Source organism: Flavobacterium humi, from assembly GCF_004745595.1.
Classification (GTDB): Bacteria; Bacteroidota; Bacteroidia; order Flavobacteriales; family Flavobacteriaceae; genus Flavobacterium; species Flavobacterium humi.
On the sequence record NZ_SRLH01000003.1, the window covers coordinates 83,997 to 100,921 of the forward strand.

18 protein-coding genes are annotated in these 16,925 nt (G+C 40.8%); 6 read left to right on the forward strand and 12 right to left on the reverse strand.

The features are described from left to right. The first annotated feature begins 208 nt into the window (after window positions 1-208). Window positions 209-733, forward strand: coding sequence for a helix-turn-helix domain-containing protein (locus tag E4635_RS05735; RefSeq protein ID WP_135525672.1), 525 nt, complete (start codon window positions 209-211; stop codon window positions 731-733). A 42-nt stretch (window positions 734-775) separates the two neighbouring features. Here the strand turns inward: E4635_RS05735 and E4635_RS05740 are convergent, their stop codons facing one another. Next, window positions 776-2,320 carry an Rne/Rng family ribonuclease gene (locus tag E4635_RS05740; protein WP_135525673.1) on the reverse strand — a complete coding sequence of 515 codons (1,545 nt, stop codon included), beginning with the start codon at window positions 2,318-2,320 and terminating at the stop codon, window positions 776-778. A gap of 332 nt (window positions 2,321-2,652) precedes the next feature. Next, window positions 2,653-2,943 carry an HU family DNA-binding protein gene (locus E4635_RS05745; protein WP_135525674.1) on the reverse strand — a complete coding sequence of 97 codons (291 nt, stop codon included), beginning with the start codon at window positions 2,941-2,943 and terminating at the stop codon, window positions 2,653-2,655. 130 nt (window positions 2,944-3,073) lie between these two features. On the opposite strand from E4635_RS05745, the gene mutY reads away from it, so the two are divergent. Genes mutY through gldD form a run of 3 tightly spaced genes read left to right on the forward strand, consistent with a single transcriptional unit; the run spans window position 3,074 to window position 5,141 of the window. Beyond that, entirely contained in the window at window positions 3,074-4,105 is a 1,032-nt protein-coding gene (gene mutY, locus E4635_RS05750) for an A/G-specific adenine glycosylase (protein ID WP_135525675.1), read from the forward strand. Between the two features lie 40 nt (window positions 4,106-4,145). Next, window positions 4,146-4,568, forward strand: coding sequence for a single-stranded DNA-binding protein (locus tag E4635_RS05755; RefSeq protein ID WP_135525676.1), 423 nt, complete (start codon window positions 4,146-4,148; stop codon window positions 4,566-4,568). Window positions 4,569-4,577: 9 nt separating this feature from the next. Continuing rightward, a complete protein-coding gene (gene gldD, locus E4635_RS05760) occupies window positions 4,578-5,141 on the forward strand; it encodes a gliding motility lipoprotein GldD (protein ID WP_135526015.1) in 564 nt (187 codons plus the stop codon). Window positions 5,142-5,197: 56 nt separating this feature from the next. Here gldD and E4635_RS05765 read toward each other — a convergent pair whose 3' ends face one another. Next, complete coding sequence (locus E4635_RS05765; protein WP_135525677.1) at window positions 5,198-5,734, reverse strand: heavy-metal-associated domain-containing protein; 537 nt, start codon at window positions 5,732-5,734, stop codon at window positions 5,198-5,200. A 104-nt stretch (window positions 5,735-5,838) separates the two neighbouring features. On the opposite strand from E4635_RS05765, the gene E4635_RS05770 reads away from it, so the two are divergent. Next, window positions 5,839-6,705 (forward strand): DMT family transporter, encoded by an 867-nt coding sequence (locus tag E4635_RS05770; RefSeq protein ID WP_135525678.1) that lies wholly within the window; start codon window positions 5,839-5,841, stop codon window positions 6,703-6,705. Window positions 6,706-6,776: 71 nt separating this feature from the next. On the opposite strand, the gene E4635_RS05775 is transcribed toward E4635_RS05770, so the two are convergent. The 7 genes from E4635_RS05775 to trmB all read right to left on the reverse strand — a co-directional run bounded on the left by E4635_RS05775 (window position 6,777) and on the right by trmB (window position 13,933). Continuing rightward, a complete protein-coding gene (locus E4635_RS05775) occupies window positions 6,777-9,251 on the reverse strand; it encodes a T9SS type A sorting domain-containing protein (RefSeq protein ID WP_135525679.1) in 2,475 nt (824 codons plus the stop codon). A gap of 274 nt (window positions 9,252-9,525) precedes the next feature. Continuing rightward, the gene (locus E4635_RS05780; RefSeq protein WP_135525680.1) at window positions 9,526-10,578 is read right to left on the reverse strand and encodes an NAD(P)/FAD-dependent oxidoreductase; all 1,053 of its coding nucleotides are present in this window, start codon (window positions 10,576-10,578) and stop codon (window positions 9,526-9,528) included. Between the two features lie 150 nt (window positions 10,579-10,728). Further along, on the reverse strand, window positions 10,729-10,968 hold the full coding sequence (locus E4635_RS05785; RefSeq protein WP_135525681.1) for a NifU family protein: 240 nt from the start codon (window positions 10,966-10,968) through the stop codon (window positions 10,729-10,731). A gap of 1 nt (window position 10,969) precedes the next feature. Beyond that, the gene (locus E4635_RS05790) at window positions 10,970-12,100 is read right to left on the reverse strand and encodes an Mrp/NBP35 family ATP-binding protein (protein ID WP_135525682.1); all 1,131 of its coding nucleotides are present in this window, start codon (window positions 12,098-12,100) and stop codon (window positions 10,970-10,972) included. A gap of 177 nt (window positions 12,101-12,277) precedes the next feature. Further along, window positions 12,278-12,607: an MGMT family protein gene (locus tag E4635_RS05795; protein ID WP_135525683.1), complete on the reverse strand. Its 330-nt coding sequence runs from the start codon at window positions 12,605-12,607 to the stop codon at window positions 12,278-12,280. A 2-nt stretch (window positions 12,608-12,609) separates the two neighbouring features. Further along, window positions 12,610-13,251 carry a lysine transporter LysE gene (locus E4635_RS05800; protein ID WP_135525684.1) on the reverse strand — a complete coding sequence of 214 codons (642 nt, stop codon included), beginning with the start codon at window positions 13,249-13,251 and terminating at the stop codon, window positions 12,610-12,612. A gap of 7 nt (window positions 13,252-13,258) precedes the next feature. After that, window positions 13,259-13,933 (reverse strand): tRNA (guanosine(46)-N7)-methyltransferase TrmB, encoded by a 675-nt coding sequence (gene trmB / locus E4635_RS05805; protein ID WP_135525685.1) that lies wholly within the window; start codon window positions 13,931-13,933, stop codon window positions 13,259-13,261. Between the two features lie 90 nt (window positions 13,934-14,023). Between trmB and E4635_RS05810 the strand changes: the two genes are divergently transcribed. Then, window positions 14,024-15,085 (forward strand): glycosyltransferase, encoded by a 1,062-nt coding sequence (locus tag E4635_RS05810; RefSeq protein WP_135525686.1) that lies wholly within the window; start codon window positions 14,024-14,026, stop codon window positions 15,083-15,085. On the opposite strand, the gene E4635_RS05815 is transcribed toward E4635_RS05810, so the two are convergent. Then, window positions 15,048-16,109 (reverse strand): sensor histidine kinase, encoded by a 1,062-nt coding sequence (locus tag E4635_RS05815; protein ID WP_135525687.1) that lies wholly within the window; start codon window positions 16,107-16,109, stop codon window positions 15,048-15,050. The two genes, E4635_RS05810 and E4635_RS05815, sit on opposite strands and share 38 nt — an antisense overlap. After that, window positions 16,110-16,793 carry a response regulator transcription factor gene (locus E4635_RS05820; RefSeq protein ID WP_135525688.1) on the reverse strand — a complete coding sequence of 228 codons (684 nt, stop codon included), beginning with the start codon at window positions 16,791-16,793 and terminating at the stop codon, window positions 16,110-16,112. Between the last annotated feature and the right edge of the window lie 132 nt (window positions 16,794-16,925).

The following is a 16,925-nucleotide window of genomic DNA, read 5'->3' on the forward strand; positions in this document are numbered from 1 at the left end:
TTTGACAATGTGTAGAAGGGATCGACCAAAAACTTTCACGGAAGGCTTTCATTACATCACGGTAATTGATGAATCCGGTTATGGGATTAGGAGAAAATTGAGATTTTGAGAAAATAAATACAGTACGGCTTTATATTTTTTTGTTTCAAAATAATTTTTTTTTATAATTTGCAACAAAAACTGTTGCAAATTATTATTTTTTAAAAAAATGAAACAAAATATAACGTTAAAAAACACCTTTGGCTTATCTCAGGAAGAAGCTGGTATGCTATTAGGTATATCAAGGGGCCAATACTCCATGTTTGTATCCGGGAAAAGGAACTTACCGCTAGATGCCACCACTAAATTAACCGCGTTGCTGCAATATTTGCAAGAAGATAAAGGACATTCAAAAGAGCGCAAACAACTCGAAAAAGCCGAAGCCGAAAAAACCTATCTGAAATTAGAACAGGATTATCGCAACGTAACCCTCAAGCTGCACCGTGTGGCTCAAAAGATCAAGGTCACCGAAGATATCAGGAACGAATCTTTTGCGGCATTACAGGTAGCTTCCTTTTTGGAAAAGCAGGAAGAAAAACATCCAGTGGAATCTTTGGCTGAATTTATCCGGATGCGGGCTACCCATAACTTGAATACTTATAATTTACATCAGTTGACCGAACTGCAGCTCAAAAAAGAAAGCTTTGAATTATTGCAGCATAGCATAGGAAAAAAGCTAAAACGGCTAAAATAATTCCAAAAAAAAAACGCCAATCAGAGTTGATTGGCGTCTTTGTTAGTCTTTTATAGAATTTCCGTTTTTATCGAAAAACTTATATTCTAAATACGTGTAAGCGTCACGAGGTATGATTTTCACCCATTTTTTATACTCAAAAAACCATTTTGAGCGTATTGATGGAAAACCTTTTGTAAGGTAGGCTGCGATGAACGGGTGTACGTTAAGTATCACTTTGTTTTGCAGCTTTACAATGCGTTCTAGATCGGAAGCGATTTTATCAATGATTAGAATAGGCGCTTCAATTTCGCCGTTTTCATTGTTAGGATCTTCTTCCCGTGTTTTGATATTGACCTCCGGACGAACCCTTTGCCTGGTAATTTGTACCAGTCCGAATTTACTTGGAGGCAATATTTTGTGTTTGGCTTTATCGTCGCTCATTTCTTCTTTCAAGAAATCATACAGCACTTTCCGGTTATCCGGATTCGACATATCGATAAAATCGACGACAATGATTCCGCCCATATCGCGTAAACGTAATTGACGTGCCACTTCTGCGGCAGCGATCATGTTTACTTCCAGAGCGGTATCTTCCTGATTGGTCGCTTTATTGGAGCGGTTTCCGCTGTTAACATCGATAACGTGCATGGCTTCGGTATGTTCTATAATTAAATAGGCACCTTTGCTCATGGAGACGGTTTTACCAAAAGAAGTCTTAATCTGTCTTTCAATACTGTATTTCTCAAAAAGCGGCGTGTCTTTAGACTGATAAAGCTTCACCATAGATTCTTTACTTGGAGCAATCTGTTGGATGTACTCCTTTGTTTCGTGGAACAGTTCCACATCATCAATTACTATTCCGCTGAAAGTGTCATTGAAGACATCCCGTAATATCGAGGACGCCCTGTTGAGCTCTCCCAGCACTTTTGACGGATGATGCGCTGTTGGAATTCGTTTGCACATTAATGTCCATTTGTCCATCAAATTTTGCAAGTCTTTGTCTATTTCTGCGACTTTTTTGCCTTCGGCTACTGTACGGACAATAACCCCGAATCCTTTTGGTTTGATAGATTGCACAAGGCGTTTCAATCTGTCTTTTTCTTCTTTTGAATCTATTTTCTGAGAAATAGAAACCCTGTCGGAAAAAGGGACTAAAACGATAAATCTTCCTGCCAGGGAAAGCTCTGAGCTTATCCTCGGGCCTTTGGTCGATATCGGTTCTTTGACCACTTGTACCAAAATTGACTGGTTGGCGCTGATTACATCGGTAATCACACCGTCTTTGTCAATCTCTTTTTCAAAAGGGAAACTTTTAAGGGAGAAATCTTTTATTTTACCTGCGCTTACAAGTTTTATGAATTTCAGTTGGGAAGCCAGGTTAGGCCCTAAATCATGGTAATGCAAAAAGGCGTCTTTTTCGAAGCCGACATTTACAAAAGCTGCATTCAGGCCAGCAACAGGTTTTCTGATCTTGGCGATAAAAATATCACCCACCTGAAAGTTGCTTGTTTCTTCTTCCTTGTGTAATTCAATTAGTTTTCCATCTTTTAATAAGGCAAAATCTACAGCTTCAGAACCAGATCTAATGATTAATTCTTTATTCATGTGTAAATTTTTATCCATTCGCCGAAACGAACAGATGGATTAAACATTTTACAGGTATTTTACCCGACGAAACAAACCGATTTGCCGTTATTTCAGAATTCAGATAGCGCAGATGGCAGAAAACTCTTAAATCTTAAATCGATATTCTTACATAACCCCCGGAATGTTTCAATTTCAATGAACGTTTAAAAAGAAAAAAGTAGTTTTAAACTACTTTTTCTTTTTGTGACGGTTAGCTCTCGCTCTCTTTTTACGTTTGTGAGTCGCTACCTTATGTCTTTTTCTTTTTTTACCACTTGGCATAATTTGTAGTTTTATTGATTATTAATAAATTATTTTGCGTCATTATTCGTTTTAACTCCTTCTACGAATACCTTAGCAGGTTTAAATGCAGGAATATTGTGAGCAGGAATTTTGATTGTTGTATTCTTGGAAATATTTCTTCCTGTTTTTTCTGCTCTGGTTTTGATGATGAAACTTCCAAAACCTCTTAAGTAAACATTATCACCCGTTTCTAATGAGTTTTTCACTTCGTCCATAAAAGACTCCACTGTAGCCTGTACATCTCCTTTTTCAAGTCCTAATTTTTCTGCGATTTTAGCTACGATATCTGCTTTTGTCATTTTTATTCGTAATTAAGTTTAAATAATTTTTTGAGTTTGCAAATATATAAATTAAATAAACAAAAATTCAAGCATAATCGATTAAAATTTAATCACATAAACATTTATTTTTGCTAACCAATTCTTAACAATGAATTTTAGTAAAATATTAACAACGTGGTATTTAGAAAACAAACGTGATTTGCCATGGCGAAAAACGGCCAATCCGTACCCGATTTGGCTCTCGGAAATCATGCTCCAGCAAACGCGAGTGGCGCAGGGATTGCCCTATTATTTGGCTTTTACAGAGGCTTTCCCAACCGTTTTTGATTTGGCCCACGCCAGCGAAGAGCAAGTCCTTAAACTCTGGCAGGGATTGGGTTACTATTCCCGTGCTCGCAACCTGCATGCTACTGCAAAACATATTGCCGGAAACCTTAACGGGATTTTTCCTCCGGATTACAAATCTTTGCTGCAATTAAAAGGTGTAGGAGAATACACCGCGGCAGCCATCGCTTCTTTCTCCTATAATGAAGCCGTGCCCGTTGTAGATGGAAATGTGTACCGTGTTTTGTCCCGATATTTTAATGTCAGCACCGATATTGCCTCGCCAAAAGCCAAAAAAGAATTTACACTCCTGGCGCAGGAAGTCCTGGATACCGAAAATCCGGCCTTATTCAACCAGGCCATTATGGAATTTGGAGCCTTGCAATGCGTCCCTAAAAACCCGGATTGCAGCCTTTGTCCTTTAAACGAGAGTTGCCAGGCTTTATCCTTAAAAAAAGTAGCCGAACTTCCCGTAAAAATCAAAAAAATGAAAATAAAGGACCGGTTCTTCCATTATTTGTTTATCCTGGACAACGAAAACAAAACAACGGTAAACCAGCGGACTTCAAAAGGGATTTGGCACAATTTATACGAATTCCCGGTCATTGAAACGGAAACCCCTGTATCAGGAGAAAAGGTTTTGGAATCCATCGAAAAGAAAATCAGCGGGGCTTCACACATTACTTTACTGGAATCTGAAACAGTTACCCATAAATTATCCCATCAGCATTTGCATATTACCTTTTGGCGCATGCAACAGGATACGGTTTTTGAAGGCGGGCTCGATTATGAGGAACTGAATAAGTTGCCCTTCCCTATCGTACTGCACAATTTTATAGCGAATAATAAGTTTTAAAGAAAATGCCTTATCTTTGATAATCACAAATAAAACCACAATGAACGGAACGTTAAATAAAGTTATACTTATAGGCCATCTGGGTGAAGATATTAAAATGCATTATTTTGAAGGCGGAAACTGCATAGGGCGGTTCCCCTTGGCAACAAATGAAGTGTATATCAATAAATCGACAAACGAAAAAATCACTTCTACCGAATGGCACAATGTTGTGGTACGGAACAAAGCGGCTGAAATCTGCGAAAAATATTTATCCAAAGGCGATAAGATATATGTGGAAGGCCGGATCAAATCACGCCAGTGGCAAGCCGAAGACGGCACTACAAAATACACTACGGAAATACAAGCTACCGAATTCACTTTCCTGAATACCAAAAAAGATTCCGAAAGCTTGAAATCTCAGCCGGAAACGCCAAAAAACACTACTTTTGACAACGAAATCGAAAATGATTTGCCCTTTTAATTTTTTATGATGTCAAAAAAATATTATATCCCATTCTTGTTTATGGCCATTTCCGTTGCCACCGTTAGCTGCAAGGATGATGTGCTGCCCAAACCGAAAAGTTACCTGAGCCTCAATTACCCGGAACCGAATTATGCGCAATTTGACGGGAAATGCGGATATAGTTTCGATTATAACACCCTTGGGAAAGTTGTGGCGGAAGACAATTGCAATTTCAAGATCGAATACCCGAAACTCAAAGCTACGGTATACCTTAATTACAAGCCCGTAAAAAGCAATATCGACCTATTGCTCCGCGACGCTCAAAAACTTACCTACGAACACGTAATCAAGGCAGACGGGATTTTCGAACAGCCTTACATCAACAAGGCCCAAAAAGCGTACGGCATGTTTTATGAAGTAGGTGGGAATGCCGCTTCGCAATCACAGTTTTACTTAACAGACAGCACCAAACATTTCCTGGTGGGTTCGGTTTATTTTTATGCCAAGCCCAACTTTGATTCGGTCCTGCCTGCTGCCGAATATGTCAAAAACGACCTGCGTGTCCTGATGGAATCCTTAAAATGGAAATAAAAAACAATAAAAAAGCCGGCAAATTGCCGGCTTTTTTATAACAGATACGCTACGTATTATAACACGCCAGCTTCTTTCTTGTCTGCAGAACAGGCTTTTTTACCAGCGCAGCATCCTGCCTTTTTCTCTCCTTCTTTTTGCGCAACTGGAGTTGTCGTTGTCGAAGCTTCAGAAGTATTGGCTTTTTTGGCTTTCTTTTTAGGTTTTTCCTGGAAAAGCATCGCCTTATCGCCTGATGATTTCACGTTGGATACTTTGTATGTTTTACCGTCTGCCACAGCTTCAACGGTTTCTACCAATTTTTCCGGGGTTTGCACTGTAGCATCGTATTCAATCGTTGCCGTTTTTTTATCAAAATCAACGGTGGCTTTCTGCACGCCTTCCAAACCGGCTAATTTTGTTTCAATCGTTTTGGCACAGCCTACCGCGCAGGTCATCCCATCAATGGTAAAACTGGTCGTTTGGGCATTCGCTATTTCTTTTGTTGCCGTTGCCGTTGCTGTAGTTTGGCCCTCACTTGTTTCTTTTTTACAGCTTACGAACAATGTCCCTACTGTAACCAAAACCGCTAAAGTTAGTTTGATACTTTTCATATTATGATGTATTTAGTTGTACAATTAATAGTGACAAAAATATATAAAAAACATTCGAATATTCATAAAAATAACAGAATTTTGGGAATTCAAAAAAACGAATCATGCTATCCAAAAACAACAAATGGTTTTTATTTATAATGCTGTCCCTGATTTGGGGAAGCTCTTTTATTCTTATGAAAAGAGGGTTAGTTGCATTGAATCCTTATCAATTGGGTTCGCTCAGAATCGTATTTGCGGCGATTTTTTTACTTCTTATCGGATTTAGAAGCCTAGCCCAAATTCCGGCCCAAAAATGGCGCTATATTATTGTAACAGCACTTTTTGGCATTTTCCTTCCTGTCTATTTGTTTGCCTATGCCCAAACTGGAATCAGCAGTTCGGTAAGCGGGATCTTAAATTCCTTAACCCCTTTATACACGATGCTTTTAGGCATTTTAGCCTTTGGATTAACATTTAAAAGAAACCAGATTATTGGGGTAATCCTAGGATTAAGCGGTTGTTTCTTACTGGTTTTTTATGGAAATACTTCTCATGGCGAAACCCATTATTTTTACGCCATCTTAGTGGTTCTTGGAACGTTTTGTTATGCGACGAATGTTAACCTGATTAAGAAATACCTTTCTGATGTAACACCACTGGCAATCATTACCGCCAATTTTGTAGTTTTATTCATCCCGGCTCTTGTGATTTTATTTTGCTGTGATTATGGCAGTATAGCTACTAAACCTGAAGTAATCCACGCGACTTTCTTTATTGTGGTTTTAGGAGTCATAGGAACAGGTGTTGCCAACCTTATTTATTATAAGCTGATTCAGATTACTTCTCCATTATTTGCTTCTTCGGTCACTTATTTTATTCCTTTGGTTGCGATGAGTTGGGGATTGTTGGATGGGGAAATACTAAACACATTGCAGTTCCTGGGCGCCTTTATTATTCTGGTTGGGGTTTATATGGCGAGTAAGAAATAGGTTTTGAGGCTGCAGGTTCTTACAATACTAAAATAGTTAAAAAAAAAGCTCCATTACCTGGAGCTTTTCTATTATTCTACAATTAATTTCTTAATCACTTTTAAATTTGATTGGGTGGTAACTTCAATCAAATACATTCCTTTAGGAACATGGGATAAATCTATAGTTCCCAGCATTGCTGATGAAGGTTTCTTGTCTAAAACAACCTTTCCAAAAAGATCATAAACTGTTATATTAGAGATACTATCCTGCCCGTTTTTTAGCGAAACCGTTACGAAATCTTTTGCAGGGTTAGGATAAAAAAGGAAGGAAGTATTTTCAAATTCCTCAACACCAAGTTGTGACACAAACTCCGTATTGAATGTATTGGTTGTGATAGCAGGGTTGGAATCAAAATAAATCGAAGCATTATTTGGAATAATATCCCCAGAGGCATAACCTGGTTTCGGCTTGATTTGATACACGATATAACCTTTACCTCCTGCAGCTAACATGATATTTTTAAAATCCCAGTTGATATTACGCCCTACACGATCCATGATTAAATTAGCACTTGAGCCAACTATTTTGATAGAATTTTCGTCAAGTTTAGTATCCAAAATGTTATTTACTTTAACATTGATGGCAGATGCTGATCCCGTATTCTCAAATCGTATGGTATAGTATAAATAATCATTCGAAGTAAAACTCGAATAAAGGATTTCTTCTCCGTGCGATTCGTGTATGTCATTAGGATCGTACGACCCAATAATTACCTGTGTTATGGACGCATTGTTATTCGCCGGCATTTCATCGGTAGAGGAAATAGAAACAGACGCTGAATTTGTCAGGATATCACCCAAGTGCACCGTCGGAATAGTTGGAACCGTCATCGTAACATCAATAGCTCTGGTTTCAAAAGGCTGCAAATTTGCAAACGCATAACTGAAACCGGTCGGCGTGGCCACAGTTCCCGATTGCGAAATAGCTGTAATTGCAACCAACGGATTTTTTACAAATAGTAAAGATCCGCTAGAAATTACCTGGTTCCCGTTATTGGTGTAGAGGATTTTGTTTTTATACGAAAATCCCGGGCGAGGTGCTCCCATTTCAAGAACATTTAGAGCAACATCCGTATAAGCCGTTGGGGCTGTAATAGGAAAATTAATGTTGGTCATTCCTGCAGCTGTTGTGGAAACATCATTAAAGGAACTTGCTGCAAGGGTAAAATAAGGACTGTAATCCGAATGTATCTGATACCCGAAATCATAAGTATTTGCCGGGTTGGCATCAACTATATTAAAATACCCGTTTGAAGACGCTATATTATGAATAGTCCCATCATTGTTTTTCTCATACACAAATTGCCCATGCGGAAAAGCAACATCACCTAAATCGTTTATTCCATTAGCATTACTATCCAGAAAAGCATTCAATCGGAAACCTTGGCAATCCAATAATGCCGTTCCGCCTGTCTGGCTAATTTTAATAAATCCTGGTGCATTGCCAAAGTTGGTTACCATCAGATAATAATAACCTCCCGTCTGATTAATAGTAAAAGAAGCATTCTCAACTGCTGCTGCGGAGTAACTGCATGCTACAATTTTGTCTGCTGTCAGCTGCGTAGTACAGGATGTTAGCGGAGAAGCATAAGGACCGTACAGGATAAAATCCGCATCCTGCCCCATTCCGATTGGGTTAGCGTTGATGTCAAAATTTGAATTTTCAGTAATTTGCAAATTAACCGTACCCGTAGTATTGGCTGAAAAACTGAACCACGTAGCATTCTTTGTTGTGCCCAAACAACCCATTGCACCTTGGGTAGGAGAGCCTACTGTATTTGGGAATATGGTACCGATCACACTACATAAAGAATTGGCACCTGTACATACGGAAGCGGCTTGTGGAATACACGTTAATGTTTGAAACGCCATTGGCCCAACCCAATTACTAGGATTGGATTCCTGGCAAACGGCCCTTACAAAAACAGAATAGTTTGTTGAACAATTTAGTCCTGTGGCAGCGAATGAATTTGTTGAAGTAAAAACCCCTGCCTGCGTAGGGAAAGGCGAACCGGCAGGAAACACCATTACTTCCCATTGTGTTGCATCTGAAGGATTTACCCAGGTTATATTGGCAGTTGATGTCCCAACGGTATTTACGCCAAGTGTAGTGGGAGGCGTACATATGACAACAGGCTGCTGGCAATTAGCCATAGCAGAAAACAATACCGTATTTGGTGTACCCGAATTTGAAGGCTTTGTATAAAGGGTTTGGGTAAAAGGATTTATTACAGAAATCCCCACTTCCCCCGGAAAAGAACCTCCGGTTTCCCAAAACAGTTCAAAAGCAACATTGTCCTGCAAAGGAACCTGAATCGTAACCTGTGTACCATTCGTAAAAGTAGCTCCCAGAGTGGCCACGGTAACTCCGTTTTGCCTTACACTCATGCGGGCACCATTCCAGCCATCACCAAAAGAATCTTTCAGCAGGAAACTGTAATTGCACTGAGCAAAAGAACTAATAGACGCTAAAACAACAACAAACAGAAGTAATTTTTTTTTCATAAACCCAATATATTTTTTATTTCGAAGATTAATGTTCTAATTGGCCCGCAAGCTACTATTTTAAATTGAAAGAATTCAAAGAATAAATCATAATCGATGCCTTTGCAGAAATACCCGCCGAATCTATTATCCGGGAGATGAATCGGTTGTTATTGAGCCTGAAGAAGATCTTGCTCCTAAACTAAAACCAAAAGAACCGGCAAAAGGAAAGAAAAAAAGCAGCTTCGCAGACAATTAAATCTGCGAAGCTGCTTTTAAGCCGTATTATGTACCGTTACTCTATTGCTTTGACAACCTGCTTTTCCGCTTCTTTCCGGGTTCCGTCGAAACCGTCAATACCGGAAACGGTTGTGTATTTTAGCACGTACTTTTTGCCTGGGTTCAGTTTATTGTAAACACTCTGGCACATTAAAGTCGCCTCATGGAAACCGCAAAGGATCAGTTTCAACTTTCCGGGATAGGTATTGACATCCCCAATGGCATAAATGCCTTCAATATTGGTTTGGTAATCCAGGGCATTGTTTACCTTGATCGCATTTTTTTCAATTTCCAGTCCCCAGTGTGCAATTGGCCCCAGCTTTGGCGTTAAACCGAAAAGCGGGATAAAATAATCTGTTTTGATATTCCTGTGCGCACCGTTTTCTTCAATATCGATGGATTCCAGGTGCTCGGCACCGTTGAGCCCAACCACTTCTGCGGGCGTAATCAGGTGGATTTTCCCGGCATGTTTGAGTTCCTGTACTTTTTCGACAGAATCCAAAGCGCCACGGAATTCGTTCCGGCGGTGGATTAGTGTTACTTCCGAAGCCACATCTGCCAAAAAGATGCTCCAATCCAGGGCAGAATCACCACCTCCGGCGATTACTATTTTTTTGTCGCGGAACAATTCCGGATCCTTTACAAAATACTCTACTCCTTTATCTTCGTAGAATTCGATGTCTTCTATAATTGGTTTTCTGGGTTCGAAACTCCCCAAACCTCCTGCGATGGCAACTGCTTTGGTATGATGTTCCGTTCCTTTATTTGTGGTAACGATAAAAGTACCATCGTCTAATTTGCGGATGGTATCGGCTACTTCGTTTAAGGTGAAACCCGGCTGGAACTGCTTGATCTGCTCCATCAGGTTGTCTACCAGGTCACCGGCCAGTACCGAAGGATAGCCCGGTATATCGAAAATAGGTTTTTTAGGATACAATTCCGTTAATTGCCCGCCAGGTTGCGGAAGGCCGTCGATAATATGGCATTTGAGTTTTAAGAGCCCTGCTTCAAATACAGTAAAAAGCCCGGTAGGGCCTGCTCCGATTATAAGTATATCTGTTTCAATCATTATTTAGGTGCTGGACAGCAAGGTTTTCGCGTGAGGGGTTGAGGCGGCATCCTTTTTTTCTTCCGGGGGTTCCGGGAGAAAAAAAGATATAGCCGAAGACCCGACCCGGTCCCGTTCCAGAAAAACGGGACCGGGTCACGCCCTGGTTATTTACATTACATTAACCACTGTTTCTATTTGTGGCGCATATTTTTTGATTGTGGTTTCCACTCCTGCACGCATGGTCATGCCACTTACGCTGCAGGAATTGCAGGCCCCTTCCAGGCGGACTTTAACGTGCTTTTCATCTTCAATTGAAACCAAAGTAATATCTCCACCGTCAGAATTCAAAAAAGGCCTGATTTCTTCCAGCGCTTTTTCAATAGTTAGTGTTAATTCTTCTTTTGTCATTTTATTTTCCTTTTACAGCAGAACAGCCTGCCATGGTTGTAATTTTAATAGCTTCGGTGGCCGGCAGGTTCTCATTCCTGTTTACGGTTTCCTGCACTACGTTTCTGGTTATTTCTTCGAAAACGGTTTCGACAACCGATGCCGTTTGCAATGCGGCCGGGCGACCGTAATCACCGGCTTCTCGGATGCTTTGTACAATTGGCACTTCTCCAAGGAAGGGTACCTGAAGGTCTTCAGCCAGGTTTTTTGCGCCTTCTTTCCCGAAGATATAATATTTGTTTTCCGGCAATTCTTCCGGTGTGAAGTAAGCCATGTTTTCTATGATACCCAAAACCGGGACATTGATACTGTCTGAGAGGAACATAGACACTCCTTTTTTGGCATCTGCCAAAGCCACAGCCTGCGGCGTACTTACCACAACCGCTCCTGTGATCGGCAAGGATTGCATGATGGAAAGGTGGATGTCCCCCGTTCCCGGCGGCAGGTCGATGAGCATGAAGTCCAATTCGCCCCAGGCTGCATCAAAAATCATTTGGTTTAATGCTTTTGAAGCCATAGGCCCGCGCCAGATAACCGCTTGGCTTGGTGCCGTGAAAAATCCTATGGATAATAATTTCACTTCGAAACTTTCGATGGGTTTCATTTTGGATTTGCCGTCTACTTCAATCGAAATGGGTTTTTCATTTTCGACATCGAACATGATTGGCATACTTGGCCCGTAAATATCGGCGTCAAGCACTCCTACCTTGAATCCCATCCTGGCTAAAGTAACCGCCAAGTTTGCTGTTACGGTTGATTTGCCCACGCCGCCTTTTCCTGAAGCTACGGCAATGATATTTTTGATCCCTGGAATTTCCTTACCTTTTATCTCATTCTTTTCCGGGGTTTCTACCTTGATGTTTACTTTTACTTTGGCCTCCGGCGAAAAAGTATCATGTATGACTTTCCTGATATCGTCTTCGGCTCTTTTCTTGATGTGCATTGCCGGGGTATGCAGTACCAAATCGACAACAACTTCATCTCCGAAAGTGATAACATTGGCTACCGCGCCACTTTCGACCATATTTTTTCCTTCTCCGGCTATGGAAATGGTTTCCAGCGCCTTCAGGATTTCTTTTCTATCTAATTTCATGTCTGGGTTCTATTTTCAGCTATGTTTATTTAAACTGATTTTAGATTGCAAAGATAGTGAAGAAGTTGCAAAGTCACAAAGCAACTTAGAGCCAAAGTTGATAGTGGTATAAATAAAATTTATACGAAGGCTTGCTGGTGTTTTTTGGGAACTTGAAAATATAGGAAAAAGCCTTTTTTACTGTATCGCCGGTTGCCAGAAATGCTTTTCGAAATCAACGACCTGATTGTTTTTGACTGCGACTCCTTCGCTTTCCAGGAGTTGCTGCATGAGGTTGGTCCCGTCAAAATGATGTTTCCCGGTGAGCATCCCTATCCGGTTCACAACCCTGTGTGCGGGAATGTCGTCTTTGGAATGGGCCGCATTCATCGCCCAGCCTACCATCCTGGCTGAACGGGCAGTCCCGAGCGCTTTAGCGATAGCGCCATAGGAGGTAACCCTGCCTTCGGGGATTTGCCGTGCTATTTCGTAAACTCTTTCAAAAAAATTATCGTCGGCTTTTTCCATCCTTAGAATTTGAAGTAATACTTGATGATATTGTATAGTGTCAGGGCCGAAACCAATCCGGTAATTGAACCGATAATGGTATTCATGTTCCGGATGATGAAATCTGTCTTGGATTCGATTTTCTTAAAAAAGGCGATATAGGCGTAAAACACCGCAAACGATCCAAAAACCACTCCAATCACAAACGTATAAATGGCCGCGGAATGGAAGGAAAAATAACCGAACGAAGCCAAGCCCACACTAACAAAAACATAGTAGGGTATCGGGAAAAAATTAATGGCCGATATGAGCATTCCGAGGAAAAAACGGCTTTTTTTGCTCTTGATCTTGATTTCTTCCTTGACTTGCTTTTTAGGGCCTTTGGCTAAAAAAAAGAAATACAGCGTCAGTACCGAAAAAATCCCGAAACCAATTTCCCGCAGCAAAATCACAACTTCCTGGTGGGCATCGATATAGCGCGCAAAAACAAGCGCAAGCAATGTCTGGAAAAAAATAACGACCAAAGCGCCCGAAGTAAAGAGCATGGCCCTGGTCTTTCCGTCCTGGACACTAATTTTAGCCGCGGTCATATTGATCAAACCAGGCGGGAAAATCCCAATGGTTGCTGTGATAAAACCTAAAAAAAGCGGCAAAATGAAGCCCATGAATGGTTTATTTTATTTTAAATCGAATATACGTAATTGCTTTGTTAATTTCCAAATATTGTTTTTCATAAAACGTCTGAATACCAGTCACTTCTTTCGGAGCTCCTTCGTTTTTGTAGACATTGTGGTTGGCATACAGGACTTCGTGCCCTTCGCCGTGCAGCAATCCCAACGTATACCCGTGCATGAATTCCGAATCGGTTTTCAGGTTCATCACGCCGTCCGGCTTTAGAATTTTTTTATACAATTGCAAAAACTCCGAATTGGTCATCCTGTGCTTTGTCCTTTTGTATTTGATTTGCGGATCCGGGAATGTAATCCAGATTTCGTCTACTTCGTTTTCATCAAAAATATGATCAATCAGTTCTATTTGCGTACGCACAAAAGCCACATTGTGCAGGCCTTGTTCCGTAGCCGATTTTGCTCCTCTCCAGAAACGGGCTCCTTTTATATCGATACCGATGAAATTCTTATCCGGGTAGTTTTCTGCCAGGCCAACTGAATATTCGCCTTTACCGCAGCCCAATTCCAGGACAACAGGATTGTCGTTCTTAAAAAAATCCTGGTTCCATTTTCCTTTTAAGGCAAACGAGCCTGAAACCACTTCCTCACGGGTTGGCTGGAAAACATTCCCGAACGTTTCGTTTTCCTTAAACCTCTTTAACTTATTTTTACTTCCCACAACTAAACTTAAATTTTTGGTAAAATTAAGGAAATATACCACACCCAAAATAGATTTATCTTTACATTTAGTCTAATTTATTTACTTCCTTTGGAAAATAAGAACAAAACCATATTGATTGCCCCTTTAAACTGGGGTTTGGGACATGCCACACGATGCATCCCGATTATTAAAGCTTTGGAATCCCACAATTTCATACCGGTCATTGCTTCCGATGGAGTGGCGCTCGATTTACTGCGGAAGGAATTTCCCCATCTGCAATCTGTTGAATTGCCTTCTTACAATATCGAATACCCTAAAAATGGCAAGTTCTTTAAGATGAAACTCCTGGCCAACAGCCCGAAAATGATCGATGCCATCCTTAGCGAAAAGAAACTGGTCAAGAAAATCATCAAGGAATATGCTATAGACGGTGTCATTTCCGACAATCGTTTGGGCGTACGCAATAAAAAAATCCCTTCTGTATTTATCACGCATCAATTGAACGTGATGACCGGGAACACTACCTGGCTTACCAGCAAAATGCATCAGTGCATCATCAATAAATTTGACGAATGCTGGGTTCCCGATGTAGATACCGCACCCAACCTTACCGGAGATTTGGGGCATTTGGACAAACCGCACGGGCATATAAAATACATTGGCCCGCTCAGCCGCCTGCACAAAAAACCACTGGATAAAAAATACGACCTGATGGTCATCCTTTCGGGCCCGGAACCTCAGCGTACGATGCTCGAAGAAAAACTGGACGAGGAATTGCAACACTACAAAGGCCGGATTGTTTTTGTAAAAGGAAAGATCGAACCCGAACAGACGGTTGCCGTGCGGGACCACATCACTTTTTACAATTATATGAATTCGCAGCAGCTTGAAACGGCTTTTAACGAAAGTGAAAGCGTGCTGTGCCGCTCCGGTTACACCACCATAATGGATTTGGCGCAGTTGGGCAAGAAGGCGTTTTTCATTCCTACGCCAGGACAATACGAACAGGAATATTTGGCCAAAAAACTAAAGAAGGAAGGTTTGGTGCCGTATTGCAAACAGGACACATTCAAATCGGACAAATTATTGGAAATCGACCTGTACAGAGGCTTGAAGGATTTGAAAACGACAGTTACCTGGAAGGAGTTGTTTCAACTTTTTCTAAAGTAAAGGAAAATTCGGAACCGACACCGTAGGTACTTTCCACATATATTTTCTCGTCATGGGCTTCTATTATATGCTTTACAATGGAAAGCCCAAGGCCTGAACCTCCTTCGGTACGGGCACCGCTTTTGTCAACGCGGTAAAAACGTTCAAAAAGGCGGGAAATATTCTGTTTTTCGATTCCTTCACCGTTGTCTGTTACCCTGATGATCACTTTGTTGTTGGTTAAATCTTCAACCCCGATTTCGGTTGAACCACCCTGTTTCCCGTATTTGATGGAGTTTACCACCAGGTTCATGACCACCTGCTGTATTTTTTCATAATCCCCGAAAACCATTATCGGCCGGTAATATTTGGAATCGAAATTAAGGGTGATGTCTTTTTTGTTGGCCTGCATCTCGAGAAGGTCCATAACGTTTTGGGTGAGCTCAATGATATCGAATTCGATCATTTCAAGGCTCTCGTCGCCCATTTCAAGTTTGGCAATCATATCCAGGTCTTCTACAATATAGACCAGGCGTTCTACCCCTTTCTCGGCACGTTCGAGGTATTTTTTGCGAAGGTTTTTGTCTTTCATAGCGCCACCTTCGAGCAAGGTCGAGATATAACCCTGAACGGTAAACAGCGGTGTTTTGAGTTCGTGCGAAACATTGCCTAAAAACTCGCGGCGGTATTCTTCACGGTCTTTCAGCATTTCGATTTCCAGTTTTTTGTCGGTGGCGAATTTCTTAACCTGCCTGGTCAGCGTAGCCATATCGGTAGTGATGGCCTGGTTCCTGAAGGTAGTGGAATCCAGGAAAGAAATGTCATCGTAGATTTTCTTTACCCTTCTGTAAATAAACCTTTCAACCCGGTATTGAAGCATGAAAAAAGAAAAAACTAGGATGGAAACTGCGAATATCCCCGAAAACAACCAGGAGAAATAAAAGAAAAAATACGTCAGTATCGATACGAATCCAGTCGCAAAAAGAGTAATATACAAAGAGGATTTTACAGCAAACTTATATGTTTTCCTAAAGTTTATACTCATTTACAATTCAAATTTATAACCAACCCCTTTGATGGTTTTAAACAGGTCTTCGCCTATTTTTTCCCTTAATTTCCGGATATGCACATCAATGGTACGTCCGCCTACAACAACTTCGTTGCCCCAAACCTTGTCCAGGATTTCTTCTCTTTTGAATACTTTTCCCGGTTTTGAAGCCAATAAGTAAAACAATTCGAATTCCTTCCTAGGCAAAATGATCTCGATGCCGTCTTTGACGATTTTGTATTCTTCCCTGTTGATCAGGATATCCCCAACGTTCAGGTTTTCGGTTACGGCTTCATCGTCTTTTAACCTGCGTAGCAACGCTTTGACCTTGCTGACCAAAACTTTCGGCTTTATCGGTTTTGTAATATAATCATCGGCTCCGGCATCAAATCCGGCAACCAGGGAATAATCTTCGCTTCTGGCGGTCAGGAATGTAATGATGGTATTGCTTAATTCGGGTGTTTTCCTGATAATCTCGCAGGCTTCCATCCCATCCATTTCGGGCATCATCACATCCATGATAATAAGATTGGGAATGTGCTTTTTGGCTTTCTGTACTGCTTCTTTTCCGTTTTCGGCAGTAAATACCTGATATCCTTCCTGAGTCAAATTATATCCGACGATTTCTAAAATATCGGCTTCATCATCCACTAATAAGATCTTGATCTCTTTCTTTTTCATATAAGGTAATATCTGTTTTTTGTGACGTAAAAGTAGTCATATTTTGAAAGAAAATATTGTAGTTACACAAATTTAATCTGATAACATTTACATAACATAATGAAAACCAAATCGTAACTTCTGAGTAACATC

Excerpts from the sequence above, each read along its gene's own strand:
- E4635_RS05815 (WP_135525687.1), bottom strand. The coding sequence starts at position 16,109 with ATGAGTATAAACTTTAGGAAAACATATAAGTTTGCTGTAAAATCCTCT.
- E4635_RS05765 (WP_135525677.1), bottom strand. The coding sequence starts at position 5,734 with ATGAAAAGTATCAAACTAACTTTAGCGGTTTTGGTTACAGTAGGGACA.
- E4635_RS05800 (WP_135525684.1), bottom strand. The coding sequence starts at position 13,251 with ATGGGCTTCATTTTGCCGCTTTTTTTAGGTTTTATCACAGCAACCATT.
- mutY (WP_135525675.1), top strand. The coding sequence starts at position 3,074 with ATGAATTTTAGTAAAATATTAACAACGTGGTATTTAGAAAACAAACGT.
- E4635_RS05820 (WP_135525688.1), bottom strand. The coding sequence starts at position 16,793 with ATGAAAAAGAAAGAGATCAAGATCTTATTAGTGGATGATGAAGCCGAT.
- E4635_RS05775 (WP_135525679.1), bottom strand. The coding sequence starts at position 9,251 with ATGAAAAAAAAATTACTTCTGTTTGTTGTTGTTTTAGCGTCTATTAGT.
- E4635_RS05740 (WP_135525673.1), bottom strand. The coding sequence starts at position 2,320 with ATGAATAAAGAATTAATCATTAGATCTGGTTCTGAAGCTGTAGATTTT.
- E4635_RS05755 (WP_135525676.1), top strand. The coding sequence starts at position 4,146 with ATGAACGGAACGTTAAATAAAGTTATACTTATAGGCCATCTGGGTGAA.
- E4635_RS05785 (WP_135525681.1), bottom strand. The coding sequence starts at position 10,968 with ATGACAAAAGAAGAATTAACACTAACTATTGAAAAAGCGCTGGAAGAA.
- E4635_RS05770 (WP_135525678.1), top strand. The coding sequence starts at position 5,839 with ATGCTATCCAAAAACAACAAATGGTTTTTATTTATAATGCTGTCCCTG.
- E4635_RS05790 (WP_135525682.1), bottom strand. The coding sequence starts at position 12,100 with ATGAAATTAGATAGAAAAGAAATCCTGAAGGCGCTGGAAACCATTTCC.
- E4635_RS05745 (WP_135525674.1), bottom strand. The coding sequence starts at position 2,943 with ATGACAAAAGCAGATATCGTAGCTAAAATCGCAGAAAAATTAGGACTT.
- E4635_RS05795 (WP_135525683.1), bottom strand. The coding sequence starts at position 12,607 with ATGGAAAAAGCCGACGATAATTTTTTTGAAAGAGTTTACGAAATAGCA.
- E4635_RS05735 (WP_135525672.1), top strand. The coding sequence starts at position 209 with ATGAAACAAAATATAACGTTAAAAAACACCTTTGGCTTATCTCAGGAA.
- E4635_RS05780 (WP_135525680.1), bottom strand. The coding sequence starts at position 10,578 with ATGATTGAAACAGATATACTTATAATCGGAGCAGGCCCTACCGGGCTT.
- gldD (WP_135526015.1), top strand. The coding sequence starts at position 4,578 with ATGTCAAAAAAATATTATATCCCATTCTTGTTTATGGCCATTTCCGTT.